The 15,108-nt window shown below is 50.8% G+C and carries 6 protein-coding genes and 1 pseudogene; 5 read left to right on the top strand and 2 right to left on the bottom strand.

The features are described 5' to 3' along the window. The 3 genes and pseudogenes from sinH to D9734_RS11195 all read left to right on the top strand — a co-directional run. Positions 1-2,126: intimin-like inverse autotransporter SinH (gene sinH, locus D9734_RS11205; RefSeq protein WP_130207594.1), on the top strand; the 2,126-nt coding region annotated here is incomplete at its 5' end. Between the two features lie 55 nt (positions 2,127-2,181). Beyond that, positions 2,182-3,147 (top strand): annotated as a pseudogene (locus D9734_RS11200) (SinI family autotransporter-associated protein). A gap of 116 nt (positions 3,148-3,263) precedes the next feature. Next, positions 3,264-9,713, top strand: coding sequence for a DUF823 domain-containing adhesin (locus D9734_RS11195; protein WP_130207485.1), 6,450 nt, complete (start codon positions 3,264-3,266; stop codon positions 9,711-9,713). 68 nt (positions 9,714-9,781) lie between these two features. Here the strand turns inward: D9734_RS11195 and xseA are convergent, their stop codons facing one another. Beyond that, positions 9,782-11,158 carry an exodeoxyribonuclease VII large subunit gene (gene xseA, locus D9734_RS11190; protein WP_130207483.1) on the bottom strand — a complete coding sequence of 459 codons (1,377 nt, stop codon included), beginning with the start codon at positions 11,156-11,158 and terminating at the stop codon, positions 9,782-9,784. A 161-nt stretch (positions 11,159-11,319) separates the two neighbouring features. Here xseA and guaB point away from each other — a divergent pair, with 161 nt between their 5' ends. Together guaB and guaA are read left to right on the top strand one after the other, a co-directional pair. Then, on the top strand, positions 11,320-12,786 hold the full coding sequence (guaB, locus tag D9734_RS11185) for an IMP dehydrogenase (protein WP_001296289.1): 1,467 nt from the start codon (positions 11,320-11,322) through the stop codon (positions 12,784-12,786). A gap of 68 nt (positions 12,787-12,854) precedes the next feature. Further along, complete coding sequence (gene guaA / locus D9734_RS11180) at positions 12,855-14,432, top strand: glutamine-hydrolyzing GMP synthase (protein ID WP_000138266.1); 1,578 nt, start codon at positions 12,855-12,857, stop codon at positions 14,430-14,432. 132 nt (positions 14,433-14,564) lie between these two features. Here guaA and D9734_RS11175 read toward each other — a convergent pair whose 3' ends face one another. After that, positions 14,565-15,104 (bottom strand): DUF5384 family protein, encoded by a 540-nt coding sequence (locus D9734_RS11175; RefSeq protein WP_130207481.1) that lies wholly within the window; start codon positions 15,102-15,104, stop codon positions 14,565-14,567. Positions 15,105-15,108: the final 4 nt, after the last annotated feature.

Below are 15,108 nucleotides of genomic sequence, written 5' to 3'. Positions count from 1 at the left end.
CAGCACCGGAGATAAATATTAAGCAAAGCGAATCTTCATTACCTGATCTGGCAAGCGAAGCTGCTCAACAAGAAGAACAAAGTAACAAAGGCAAATCCGTCAAGGAACGTGGTGCCAATTACGTTACCGAGTCCGCCCAACAGGGCTTTGAGAACCTGACTCCAGAAGCGCTCGAATCCCAGGCGAGAAGCTATCTGCAAGGGCAAATCACATCATCCGCACAGTCTTATATCGAAGGTGCGCTTTCTCCTTATGGTAAAGTTCGCTCTAACCTTTCCATCGGTCAGGATGGCGATCTGGACGGCAGTTCAATCGACTATTTTGTCCCCTGGTATGATAATCAGAGTACGGTCTATTTCAGTCAGTTTTCTGCGCAACGAAAAGAAGATCGAACGATAGGTAATATAGGTTTAGGCGTAAGACATAATTTTGATAAATGGCTTCTGGGGGGGAATATATTTTATGATTATGATTTCACCCGTGGACATCGCCGTTTAGGCTTAGGAACAGAAGCCTGGACGGATTATTTAAAATTTTCTGGTAACTATTATCATCCGCTTTCAGACTGGAAAGATTCAAAAGATTTTGATTTCTATTTAGAACGACCCGCACGTGGCTGGGATATCCGGGCGGAAGCCTGGTTACCTTCTTATCCGCAGCTGGGGGGCAAAATTGTTTTCGAGCAATATTATGGTGACGAAGTGGCGCTCTTCGGCACCGATAATTTAGAAAAAGATCCCTATGCAGTGACGCTCGGCGTGAACTATCAACCCGTTCCGTTACTGACGGTCGGGACAGACTATAAAGCAGGTACCGGAGATAACAGTGATCTTAGTGTTAACGCCACGATTAACTATCAGTTCGGTGTTCCGCTAAAAGATCAACTGAATAGCGATAACGTCAAAGTTGCTCACTCGCTGATGGGCAGTCGCCATGACTTCGTCGAACGTAATAACTTTATCGTGCTGGAATACAAAGAAAAAGACCCACTTGATGTCACCTTGTGGCTTAAAGCAGACGCCACCAATGAGCACCCGGAATGCGTGATTAAAGACACGCCAGAGGAAGCGGTTGGCCTGGAAAAATGTAAATGGACCATCAACGCGCTGATCAACCACCATTACAAAATTGTCGCCGCCTCGTGGCAGGCGAAAAATAACGCTTCCCGCACGCTGGTCATGCCTGTTGTTAAAGCGAATACCATCACTGAAGGTAACAACAACCACTGGAATCTGGTGCTGCCAGCCTGGCAGTACAGCTCCGATCCTGCCGACCAGGAAAAACTCAATACCTGGCGCGTGCGTCTGGCGCTGGAAGATGAAAAGGGTAATCGGCAGAATTCCGGTGTGGTGGAAATCACCGTGCAGCAGGATCGTAAAATTGAGCTGATCGTCAATAACATCGCAGATGTGCCGGATGAGAACAATCACAGCCACGAAGCCAGCGCCCAGGCGGATGGCGTCGATGGCGTGGTGATGGATCTCGACGTTACTGATAGCTTTGGTGATGACACTGACCGCAACGGCAATGCTCTGCCAGAAGATAACCTTTCGCCGCAGCTTTACGATGTGCAGGATAAAAAAGTTACGCTCACCAATAAACCCTGTTCAACCGAGAATCCCTGCGTCTTTATCGCTAAGCAGGATAAAGAAAAAGGCACCGTTACGCTCTCCAGTACGCTACCCGGTACTTTCCGCTGGAAAGCGAGAGCCGCGCCGTATGACGACAGTAACTATGTAGATGTGACTTTCCTCGGCGCGGGGGGCAATGATGTTAATGCCTTTATCTACCGTGTATCTGCGACTAACCCTGTCAATCTTATCGGCAATGAGAAAGAGCATTTGCCTGTTGATAATGCCTATCGCTTTGTCTTGTGGCGCGATGTCAACAACGATGGAGTTTTCCAGCAGTCGGAAAAACTGACGGAAGAGGAAATGGCGCAATACGACTACCAGTGGGAGTTTACCGGGCACAGCGTCAATGGCTATACCGGTGCGCAATCGAATACCAGTAATGAAGATATTGTCATCCCTGCGACAAACGAAGAGGCCGTACAGAAATTTGGTGCCCAAAAAGAAGATGGCGTGCAGGGGTATGGATTACGTGTGGTTTACAGCAAGCACTAGATCGGCGTAATGGCCGATCGGCCAGTCGCTGGATATTAATCAAGGAGAGAATTGAATGAACAATCATTTAACGCGGCCGTTGACGAAAGTCGCGCTAGCGCTGGCTTTAGCGGGGTACTGTGCAGTGCCTGTCGCAATGGCTGAAGGGCAGGGCAATCTTAGAGCTGGGCAGTGGCAATCAGAATCACAAAGTACCGGCACCATTCAGGGGACCGTGCCGTGAATCACCAGAAGTGCTTCAGAGATAGCGGATGCTGATAAATCACATGTCACTATTGATATTGATCGTGGTAGCCGCACGGTCACAACGGACGGTGATAAGCAGTTTCATGTGGGGGACACACTGACAGCCAACTGGGCGATTGGTGATACTCAGAGGGACCTTGATGACAATAACACAGCGACTAAAGCAACCCTCCAGTGGATGAGTTATAGCGACCAGTCAGGAGCAGATCCTAAAGAGATTGGTACCGTAGGGAGCGATACATATACCATCGCGGCTGCGGATGCTGATCGATACATAGGTTTGAAAATCACGCCGACTACCACTACCGGTGATCCGAATGTTGCGGATGAGGTGGTGATGCTTGACCTTTCCACCAATGCGGGCGGTGGTTCTGACAGCGATGATATTCCGGAAGGTCCGGTATTTGATGATGCCGTTCACGTCGTAATTCACGAAAAAGACATCAATACGAATCTGTTGGGTAAAACGACGAAACTCAAAACTAATACCACTTATCAAGTCATGTTGTGGAAAGATAAAAACAACAACAGTACTTATGATGCAGGCGAAGAGGTTACCAGCCAGTACAACTATCGCTGGCGCTTTACCGGAACCAGCCTCCAGTTGGGCACAGCCGGTGGTCTTGTTAATCCGACTTACAACAACAGCGACCTGGTTATCCCTGTTACCAACGCCGAAGCGAAAACCGCGTTCGATTTTGCCGGAAGTGGCGTTGTCCTCGGCAACGATGGCGTTCAGGGCTACGGCTTATCTATCGACTACCAGAGAAAATAATCGTTACCAGCACCATTCCCGCCAGGGAATGGTGCTTTTCCGCGCACTTTGCTTAGCCAGCGTTAAGCAAAGTGGGTTGAGGTGAAAACGCAACTTTTAACGGGCAGGTTTCAATCATGGACGGGGCTTTGAAACTAATAAAAGTAATAACGGCGATTTTATTGCTATCCCTGACCTTGCCTGCAATGGCCGTGTTAAAAGGGGGACAGTGGCAACAATCAAGCGCTTCAACTGATGCTATAAATGGCACCGTTCCCTTTGCAGATAGCGCCAGCGTACCCGTCTATCAAGGAAGTGTTCAGCTTGATCCCACTGTGGAGCATGATATTGCTAATACAGCTATGCCCGGTAATTTCAGCATTGAGGCCAGCGCAACGAGCATGATTTTAACCAACCCGCGCGACAATGAAGGTGACATATTCAACAGTCCGCCATTACTGCGCTGGGAAGATCAAATGTTGCCAGCCGTCACCCTTATCTGGGCAGACGCCGCTACGCCCGATGTGCCGCTCACCCCACAACCACGTCCTGATCGTTCCTTTTGTGTACAAAACCTGGCGGGTCATAAACTGGTGGCGATTCCGCAGTTTGATCCAGACAAAACGCTCCCAACATTGGATCTCTTTACCCTTACAGGCGTACCTAATCAGGGAACGGTGTTACTTAATGAAAAACAGGTCACGTTAAATATTGCCAGCGCAGTGGGTGATCTGGTTACTGTCAGTGCCAGTGACTATGATGAAACACTAAACGCGGCTAAAACTACCGTTGGCAACTCAATCACTTTAACCGTAACGACCAAAGATTGTCAGGGTAATACGGCAGGTAATATACCTTTTATTATCAAACGTAAAGATGCGGTAAACCGGCAGAATGTTGTGAATAACACCGGTCCAGTAAGACTCGGAAGTACAGAGTTAACGACTACAGCTACGGAATATCGTGGTACTACCGATGCCAATGGTACCGCTACTGTTACAGTAACGCAGGCGAACGGTCCCGGTGTAAAAACGCCCCTGGTTGTCAGTCTTTCTGGCATTACGCAAAGCAGCGAAACGGCGGTGATCTTTACCGTTCTCACCAGCCCGGATGTCCCGCAGGCTAATATGTGGGGCCATATGGCAGAAACGTTAAAGGCGATGCAATACACCTTCAGCCGTCCGAAACTGGCAGCAGAAGTGGATAATGAAGCGGGTACAGTCATCGATCATAACGAAACATGGTCAACCTTCACCTGGAGTGGTGCAGATAACCACTGCGACATTCTGCCTGGTATGCGGCAGTTTGGTGCGATGAAAACCGTCATTCCTACTTCAGTGCAAGAAGTCGTCGGTTGGCCAATGCAGGGAGATTATTACTGGTCTTCGCTGGCAGGGACCTCCGGGAAGCATCATGCCGCAGATGTTACGAACCATAGCGAAACACAGCAAGCAGATAGTACGAAGTATCTGGTGAGTTGTGTGGACAAAGACGCACCGGAGGTTGACCCCGAACTGGTGCTGACCCCCGAAAACTATGATGAGAGTTTGCAGGCAGTAAAAGTTCAGGTGGGTGAAGATACACTCATGCGCCTGACCATTACTGATAAAAAAAATAATAATCAGCCGCTGGCTTACTACTATTTCTCACTTCATTTAGATGATGGAATTAACCGTAAAAATCAATCCGATCCCACGTGGGAAGCGCACCCAGTACATATTTCCGGCGACTCGAATTTACACCAGATTGATGCACACAACTATGAAGGCATAACCGACTTTAACGGTCAGGCTACGCTTACACTTTCGCAACCAGACGGTGCTGGTGTTAAAACGCATATCACCGCGACAATGCGCAGCAACTTTGCTGCATCGGATGAGAAGGACGTGATTTTTACAGTTATCACCAGTCCGGACAGCGATCAGGCCCGGATGTGGGGGCATATGGCAAGAGGGATTATTTCCGATGGGAATATCTATAAACGCCCACTGCTGGCAGATGAAACGGCGCATGAAGTGGGGGTAATGCGCGAAAACAACGAGGACTGGGCTTTGTTTGATCAAGAGTCCAGTATGCAGAAGGAATGCGGCGTTGGACATATTCCGAGGCAACGTTCTCTGGAAGCTTTATACGTAGCAAATCAAGGAAATGCGATTGGTACTGAGTATGGTTGGCCGACGATAAAACAAGATTACCTCACAGCGGTTGAACAAGCAGATTCACATTCCTCTGTTGCTCTCGATAATGGCTCGGTTACCACTTATTCTGGTTTCAGGCAAAACTATCTCACTTGTTCTGCCAATGATCTCGTGGCTCGTGTCGTGGTAGAAACAGACAAAGATATCTCACCCGGTTCCAATTCTGCTAAAGCGAAGGTGGGTGAAAAAATAACCATGACGGTTCGTACCGTTAACGCGATGAACAATGATACTCCTGTCCCTTTTACCGCATTTACCGTTACCAAAGGGATGAGTCAGAACAGAGCTGGGTTGGTATCTGGTTTTACCGATCCGTCTGGTGGTGCTCTCACAATGAACGGAACCGCCTATGGTACCTCGCAACCATCAGTAATTTATTCCGGCCTCACGGATGCGCAGGGAGTGGCGACAATCGTAATTGAGCAGCCCGCAGGCGTTGGCTTAAGTACACCACTGACAATTACCCCAACTCAATCAGCGGTTCCGAATAATATTGTAAATTACAATGTGACCTTTACCGTGCCAACAAGTCCTGATGTTTCTGTGGCACAAATGTGGGGGCATATGGATGACTCAATTACTGTTGGAACCATGACCTTTAATCGCCCGAAATTAATTCAGGAGGTCAGTGGCGGTCGTAGTCCACAAGTAGAAAATAATGAAAGCTGGGTACGAGTCACTCAGGCGGATATTGAAAACAGTGCTGCGGGCGGTTGTGAAAAAAATAAAGTACCACGCAAAAACCAACTTGCTGCGTTGTACAGCGCCAACACTAACAATGCCATTCAGACAGTACACGGTTGGCCGACTCAGCTCCAGGAATACTGGAGTAGCACTCCAGTCGATAAGGTGCCGCATTTTGCGGCAGTCTGGTTAAATAATGGTAATGTACAAAGCAATGTTACCCCTCCTGTTTATATAAGCTGTCTGACTACTGCAAATACTGTTGCCAACAGCATCACGTTAGAAATTGTGGATCCAGCTCAGTGGAATAGTAGCCTCAATGCGGCAAAGCTGAAAAAGGGCGAGACATTACAGGTCAAGGTGACAGTAAAAGACGCCGCGGGTAATCCAATGGCAGATATGCCGTTTATCCTTCAACGTGGTGATGGTTATACCCGTTCAGAGGAACGTCATGTGGCGGGCAGCGGCGATGGCATTGTATCCTCAGTGGTTGTCGATGGCGGCCAGCCTGATGAGATAACGCTGAGCGATACCGCCACGAGCTATATCGCAATGACCGGCAGCGATGGCAGCAAGATCCTCACCATTACCCGTCCGGATACCCACGGCACTAAAACGGCGCTGATCGCAGCGTTGTATTCCGACCCGACCAAAAAAGCCAGTATGGACACCATCTTCACTGTGGTGACCAGCCCGGATAGCGCAAATGCAAAAATGTGGGGCCATATGCCGGAAACGCTAACGGCGGGCGGGCTAACGTTTAAACGTCCTTTGCTTTTCTCGGAACTGAGCGGTTCAGCGGGCAATGCGCGCAAAGGGCCTGAAGAAGACAATGAGATTTGGGCGCTGTTTACCGAAGCGCAGGCTGCTAAAAATACTAAAAATAACGGCTGCGGCGCGGATTTTATCCCGACAAAAGACGCGCTGACTATGTTGTCCGGCAACTGGGGCGGGCATACCGTAGACGGCTGGCCGGTGTTGAAAGTTTATGACTCCAGTACGGCGGATAGCGCCAGCGTGGAAAATCGTAATTATCTCGGCGTACAGCTCAGTAGCGGTACCAGCAGCGTGCTGGAGACGAACGGGGGATACCTGAGTTGTCAGACGACGGCAAATAAGAAAGTGGCGAAAATTGAGCTGACGTCAGAACAAACGGTTAGCGTCGACGGTCTTGATGCAGTAAAAGTCAAAACCAATTATGAAGATGTTCATGAGCAAATGACGTTCAAAGTGACGACCCGTGATGCCCAGGGGAATGTTGTAGGCAACACGCCATTCTTACTGAGCCACGGGAAAACGGTTAGTCGCCAGAATGTCGAGGTGACCGATTATCAGTCCAGACTGATTTCAGTGACAGACCAGTATAATCACCAGGCCTATCTGCTGAACACTGGTGATAATTTTTATGGCACGACCGGGTCGGACGGTACGGCGACGCTGACCATCAACCAGCCCAATACCGGTTTTGGTGAAAGAATACCGATGCAGGCTACGCTGGATGATATCAGCGTAGCTTCCCAGACTTTGAGTGCGATCTTTACGGTTGTGACCAGCCCTGATACGCCGAAAGCGAACTACTGGGGGCATATGTCTGAAACCCTCACGGCAAAAAATGGCAAGGTTTTCAGCCGTCCACTGTTGCAGGCTGAAGCCGCATCAACAGCTACTGTAACGGTAAATAATGAAGTGTGGCCGCGGGTTAACATCACGTCTGCACTGGACGGCAGCAATGGCGGCTGCAAAGACAAATTGCCAGTGATGAACGATCTCCAGTCATTGTATGATGCCTGGCCTGACGGAACGTTACAGACTGCGCAGGGATGGCCTCTCTATTCATCATCACCTTTGTTCTGGTCGCGTAATGTGAAATCAAGCGCCGGAACTACCACGCCTTTGTATCAATATATGAATCTCAAAACGGGCGAAGCCGGCGCGACGTCGAGTACGTCCAACACCTATTCGCAGGTGTGCCTGGAGACAGCGGAACCGATTGGCAGCGTGACCTTTATGCCTACAGCGGAAAACTGGGACAGCACGCTGTCTGCCGGAAAAGCGAAGGTGGGAGAAGCGCTGCCTGTGACGGTAACGGTAACCCATACGGATGGTTCGCCTGCGGCGTATGAGTCGGTGGGGATCCAGCGTGGCATCAGCACGCAACGAGACGGTACGACTATCGGGAGTTCCTCTACTTTAGATGATCTTGTGCTGGATGAATTTAATCCGGCGGAAACCATGACATCCAGTATCCTCAACGGAAGTGCCAACCTTAACTATCTGCTCTTGCAAACGGATGCTCAGGGGCAGGTCACCTTTAAGCTCCATCAGGATCAATCAACCGGCCTGAAAACCCCGATGAGCGCGACGGCGTTTGGGCGCGCCGATAAACCTATAGTACCGCTGGACGTTATTTTTACCGTTATCACCAGCCCGAACAGCGACAAAGCGCATATGTGGGGCCATATGCCGGAAACGGTCACCGCGGCTGACGGTACGGAGTTTGAACGACCCAAACTGTGGGATGAAATGGGTGCCACCAGCGGTGCTGGTAAAACGCTCACTAAAGTGAAGCTTAATAATGAATACTGGCCTGCGCCACATTCCTCGCAGAGAGGCGATGCGGGGGGAACCGATCCGTGTGAAGAAGCGCGCCACCCTTCGCTGGACGAACTTAAATCGTTATACGCTCGCTACCCTAATGGCACTATCGTGAAAGAGATTGGTTGGCCAGTGAAGCAGAGCGGTTATGCGTGGTGGACCAATGCAACCTGTCCAGCGAAAGAAGGGTCCACTGTTTGTGAAGCAATAGATCTGTACACGGGGCTACTGGCATCAGGGAAAACCTGGGCCTATGAGGCGTGCCTGGTGCATCCACACTCGACGGTTTCTGCCGTGACGCTGACCTCGACGACGTTTGATTCTGCTTATCAGGCGGCGGTGGCAAAAAAAGGCGATGCCATGCCGGTGATGGTTACGGTGAAAGACAGTTCCGGAAGAGCGGTGCCGAACGTGGCCTTTATGTTACACCGCGGCGATGCTGCGCCGCGTAACAGCGGGGCGACATTGTCGCCTGCAAATGGAGTTAGTGTAGCGGAAATGGATGATATCACCATCCAGCCATCATCAGGAGTGGCTACTCGGTTGGCTGCAAGTGGGGACGAGATCAGTGGCGTGACAGGTGCAGACGGCACGGCAAGCTTTACTGTTCGTCAGGACAATACGCCGGGTTATAAAACGCCGCTGACAGTAACGCTGGATAATTACCCAACATTGACAGCAACGATGGACACTATTTTCACCGTATTAACCAGTCCCAATGTTTCTTCCGCGCACTTCTGGGGACATATGGCAGACTCGGTAGTGGTGAATGGCAAAACATTACATCGACCTTTGCTGAAAACAGAATTACCTGCTGGTGCGGTTGCTGTGTTGGCTCCAAATGTGGTCAACGAAACCTGGGCGTTGGGACACAGAGTTGATTCAGCCAAATGGGATATAGCAAAGCAGTGTGGAAGTATGAGCAATGCGCCAACGTACAGTGAGTTAGAAACGCTGCACACAAGTTTTAGCTCGTTGGGGTGGCCTTCAATTACGCCAAGCTATCCCTATTTATCCTCCGAGCAATGCGGAATGTTTGAAGACACGGGGACGCAGGATTGTAGTGTAGTTCTGCAAAATAAGGCAGGTCTAATCGCCTGCTTTCAGTGATGGCATGGTTGTATCTGGTGCTGACATGGTGATATTGCCGGATGCGATGCTGGCGCATCTTGCCCGACCTACGGATTAGCCGCTTTTTTGCGTGGTTTGCGGGTTTTCGTCACGTTGCTCACTACGCTTACCACAATGCCATCATTTAAACGCGTGGTCATCGTATCGCCCGCTTTTACCTGTTTCACCTGCTTTAACACCGTGCCATCTGCGGCGCTGGTGACGCTATAGCCGCGCGCCAGCGTTGACAGTGGGCTAACCGCTTCCAGATGCGTCACCGCATTACCGAAACGTTCACGCGTGGCGCTAAGCTGTGCGCGCAGGGTTTCTGCTAAACGATATTCCAGTTGTTGAATGCGCGTTTGCACGCGATGAATCTTCGGCTGTGGATTTTGCTGATTCAGCCGCTGTGTTAACCGCTGCTGCTGTTGTCCGGCTCGTTTAAGCTGATTTTCCAGCGCAAAGCTCATCCGCTTTTGTAGACGTTCGAGTGTAGTCTGCTGACGCGCCAGCCGAAGCTGCGGATGCTGTTGCTGCAAGCGATGATGAATTTGCGTAAAGCGACGCGTGCGGTTGGCGAGATAATAATCCATCGCCATTTCCAGCCGCTGCTGCGCAGACTGCACCTGGCGCAGTAACTCCTGCTGATTACGGCTCACCACTTCAGCGGCAGCCGACGGAGTTGGTGCTCGTAAATCGGCAACGAAATCGGCAATGGTCACATCGGTTTCATGTCCAACGGCACTGACAACCGGAATGCGACTGGCAAAAATTGCCCGCGCCACGCGTTCGTCGTTAAAACTCCATAAATCTTCCAGCGAACCGCCACCGCGCCCGACAATTAACACGTCGCACTCGTTGCGCTGATTCGCCAGCTCAATGGCACGAACGATTTGCCCTGGCGCATCATCACCCTGTACCGCGGTAGGATAAATAATCACTGGCAATGACGGATCGCGACGTTTAAGCACATGCAAAATATCGTGCAGTGCGGCACCTGTTTTTGAGGTGATGACACCTACACAGTGCGCAGGGGAGGGGAGTAGTTTCTTAAGCTCTTGATCGAACAAACCTTCAGCCTGCAATTTCGCTTTGAGTTGTTCGTATTTCTGTTGCAACAAACCTTCACCGGCGGGCTGCATATTTTCGACGATAATCTGATAATCGCCGCGTGGCTCATAGAGTGTAATATTGGCGCGAACCAGCACTTGCTGCCCGTGTTGCGGGCGAAAGGCCACCCGGCGGTTGCTGTTGCGGAACATTGCGCAGCGTACCTGGGCGGTATCATCTTTGAGCGTAAAGTACCAGTGACCGGAAGCCGGTTGCGTGAAGTTAGAAATTTCGCCGCTGATCCACACTTGCCCCATCTCCTGCTCAAGCAGCAAACGGACGGTCTGATTCAGGCGACTAACCGTAAAAATAGCGGGGGATTGAGATGGTAACATGTGAGCGAGATCAAATTCTAAATCAGCAGGTTATTCAATCGATAGTAACGTGCTGACCGGGGAGCGCAAGCATTATTTGCAAAAAGGGGTAGATGCAATCGGTTACGCTCTGTATAATGCCGCGGCAATATTTATTAACCACTCTGGTCGAGATATTGCCCATGCTACGTATCGCTAAAGAAGCTCTGACGTTTGACGACGTTCTCCTCGTTCCTGCTCATTCTACCGTTCTGCCGAATACTGCTGACCTCAGCACTCAGCTGACGAAAACTATTCGTCTGAATATTCCTATGCTTTCCGCAGCAATGGATACCGTAACGGAAGCGCGCCTGGCTATTGCTCTGGCTCAGGAAGGCGGTATCGGCTTTATCCACAAAAACATGTCCATTGAACGCCAGGCGGAAGAAGTTCGCCGCGTGAAAAAACACGAATCTGGCGTGGTGACTGACCCGCAGACTGTTCTGCCAACCACGACGCTGCGTGAAGTGAAAGAACTGACCGAGCGTAACGGCTTTGCTGGCTACCCGGTTGTTACCGAAGAAAACGAACTGGTCGGCATCATCACTGGTCGTGACGTGCGTTTTGTCACCGACCTGAGCCAGCCGGTTAGCGTTTACATGACGCCGAAAGAGCGTCTGGTAACTGTGCGTGAAGGCGAAGCCCGTGAAGTTGTGCTGGCAAAAATGCACGAAAAACGCGTTGAAAAGGCGCTGGTGGTTGATGATGAATTCCACCTGATCGGCATGATCACCGTGAAAGATTTCCAGAAAGCAGAACGTAAACCGAACGCCTGTAAAGACGAACAAGGTCGTCTGCGTGTTGGTGCTGCGGTTGGCGCAGGTGCGGGTAACGAAGAGCGTGTTGATGCGCTGGTTGCCGCAGGCGTTGACGTTCTGCTGATCGACTCCTCTCACGGTCACTCTGAAGGCGTTCTGCAGCGTATCCGTGAAACTCGTGCTAAATATCCGGATCTGCAAATCATCGGCGGCAACGTGGCAACAGCTGCGGGTGCACGCGCTCTGGCAGAAGCCGGTTGCAGCGCGGTCAAAGTCGGTATCGGCCCTGGATCTATCTGTACGACTCGTATCGTTACTGGCGTAGGTGTTCCGCAGATCACTGCCGTTGCTGACGCAGTTGAAGCCCTGGAAGGCACCGGCATTCCGGTTATCGCTGACGGTGGTATCCGTTTCTCTGGCGATATTGCCAAAGCTATCGCCGCTGGCGCAAGCGCGGTGATGGTAGGTTCTATGCTGGCGGGTACTGAAGAATCTCCGGGTGAAATCGAACTCTACCAGGGCCGTTCTTACAAATCTTACCGTGGGATGGGTTCTCTGGGCGCGATGTCCAAAGGTTCCTCTGACCGTTACTTCCAGAGCGACAACGCTGCCGACAAACTGGTTCCGGAAGGTATCGAAGGTCGCGTAGCCTACAAAGGTCGTCTGAAAGAGATCATTCACCAGCAGATGGGCGGCCTGCGCTCCTGTATGGGCCTGACCGGCTGTGGTACTATCGACGAACTGCGTACTAAAGCGGAGTTTGTACGTATCAGCGGTGCGGGTATTCAGGAAAGCCACGTTCACGACGTGACCATCACCAAAGAGTCCCCGAACTACCGTCTGGGCTCCTGATTCTCTTCGCCCGACTTCATGTCGGGCGATTTATATTATCTGTTTCACTTGCCTCGGAATAAGCGTCAATGACGGAAAACATTCATAAGCATCGCATCCTCATTCTGGACTTCGGTTCTCAGTACACTCAACTGGTTGCGCGCCGCGTGCGTGAGCTGGGTGTTTACTGCGAACTGTGGGCGTGGGATGTGACAGAAGCACAAATTCGTGACTTCAACCCAAGCGGCATTATTCTTTCCGGCGGCCCGGAAAGCACCACCGAAGAAAATAGCCCGCGCGCGCCGCAATATGTCTTTGAAGCAGGCGTACCGGTATTCGGCGTTTGCTATGGCATGCAGACCATGGCAATGCAGCTGGGCGGTCATGTTGAAGCCTCCAACGAACGTGAATTTGGTTATGCGCAGGTTGAAGTTCAAACTGATAGTGCGCTGATTCGTGGTATCGAAGATGCGTTAAGCGCAGATGGCAAGCCGCTGCTTGATGTGTGGATGAGCCACGGCGATAAGGTAACAGCAATTCCTGAAGGCTTTGTTACCGTCGCCAGCACCGAAAGCTGCCCATTTGCCATCATGGCTAACGAAGAAAAACGTTTCTATGGTGTTCAGTTCCACCCGGAAGTGACTCATACTCGTCAGGGTATGCGTATGCTGGAGCGTTTTGTGCGCGATATCTGCCAGTGTGAAGCGCTGTGGACGCCAGCTAAAATTATCGACGACGCTGTAGCCCGCATTCGCGAGCAGGTGGGCGACGATAAAGTGATCCTCGGCCTCTCTGGTGGCGTGGATTCTTCCGTTACCGCGATGCTTCTGCATCGTGCAATCGGTAAAAACCTGACTTGTGTATTTGTCGACAACGGTCTGCTGCGTCTGAATGAAGCTGAACAGGTAATGGATATGTTCGGCGATCGTTTCGGTCTGAACATCATTCACGTTCCGGCAGAAGAGCGTTTCCTGGCAGCGCTGGCTGGCGAAAACGATCCAGAAGCAAAACGTAAAATCATCGGGCGCGTTTTCGTTGAAGTATTCGATGAAGAAGCGCTGAAACTGGAAGACGTGAAGTGGCTGGCGCAGGGGACTATCTATCCTGACGTTATCGAATCTGCCGCATCTGCAACCGGTAAAGCACACGTCATCAAATCTCACCACAACGTGGGCGGTCTGCCGAAAGAGATGAAGATGGGCCTGGTTGAACCGCTGAAAGAGCTGTTCAAAGACGAGGTGCGTAAGATTGGTCTGGAGCTGGGCCTGCCATACGACATGCTGTACCGTCACCCGTTCCCGGGACCGGGCCTCGGCGTTCGTGTGCTGGGCGAAGTGAAGAAAGAGTATTGTGACCTGCTGCGCCGTGCTGATGCCATTTTCATTGAAGAACTGCGTAAAGCGGATCTGTACGACAAAGTCAGCCAGGCGTTTACTGTCTTCCTGCCGGTACGTTCCGTTGGCGTAATGGGCGATGGTCGTAAATACGACTGGGTTGTCTCTCTGCGTGCTGTCGAAACCATCGACTTTATGACCGCACACTGGGCACATCTGCCGTACGATTTCCTCGGCCGCGTTTCCAACCGCATTATCAATGAAGTGAACGGTATTTCCCGCGTGGTGTATGACATCAGCGGCAAGCCACCAGCTACCATTGAGTGGGAATGATTTAATTCCTGCACTATGAATGAACAAAACCCTCTGTTGCTACAGAGGGTTTTTTATATTGCTGACTAAAGTTAGCAATATAAAAAAGCCTGTAATCCTCACGAATCATAGGCTTGAAGTTACTGACAGCGATTAATTAAACCAACTGTCCGATTTATTCTCTTCTGCTTTACCCACGCTTTTCATCAAATCGCGACCACCTTCTGTCACATTCCTGTTAGCGTCAGCTTCAGATTGCACGACATCAGTTTGCGCGGCTTTGTGCTTCAGCTCCTGATCGATAAATTCGTTCTCGCGCTTAACGCGGGCTTCTTCTTTCGCCAGCGCCAGTTTTTGTTTCTGAATCTCTAAGCTGCGCAGCTCATCTTCATAACTTTGATCGCGTTTTTTATCCGCAGTGGCTTCGGCGTCCAGTTTATCCTGGCGAGCTTTCTTATCCGCTGCTGCTGCCGCCGCTCTTTTATTGGCGGCGGCCTGAGCGTTTGCGCGACGCTGTTTCTCTTGTTGAATTTCCCTGTTGCGCTCCGCGACCCATTCGTCATGCTGCCTTTGCTCTTCATTTTTACCTTGCTGTTCCGCTTCTGCGACAGCCGAGAGTTGATCCTGCAATGATGAGGCGGCAGCCGGATAGCTTAAGGAGGCTAAGATGGCGCAAAGAAAAACTTTCTTCATGACT

Origin of the sequence: Escherichia sp. E14S1, assembly GCF_004211995.1 — a bacterium.
Taxonomy (GTDB): Bacteria; Pseudomonadota; Gammaproteobacteria; order Enterobacterales; family Enterobacteriaceae; genus Escherichia.
This window is presented reverse-complemented; position numbering and strand designations above follow the sequence as displayed.

What these genes read in the sequence shown, in the direction of transcription:
- D9734_RS11195 (WP_130207485.1), top strand. Translation starts at nt 3,264, where the DNA reads ATGGACGGGGCTTTGAAACTAATAAAAGTAATAACGGCGATTTTATTG.
- xseA (WP_130207483.1), bottom strand. Translation starts at nt 11,158, where the DNA reads ATGTTACCATCTCAATCCCCCGCTATTTTTACGGTTAGTCGCCTGAAT.
- guaB (WP_001296289.1), top strand. Translation starts at nt 11,320, where the DNA reads ATGCTACGTATCGCTAAAGAAGCTCTGACGTTTGACGACGTTCTCCTC.
- guaA (WP_000138266.1), top strand. Translation starts at nt 12,855, where the DNA reads ATGACGGAAAACATTCATAAGCATCGCATCCTCATTCTGGACTTCGGT.
- D9734_RS11175 (WP_130207481.1), bottom strand. Translation starts at nt 15,104, where the DNA reads ATGAAGAAAGTTTTTCTTTGCGCCATCTTAGCCTCCTTAAGCTATCCG.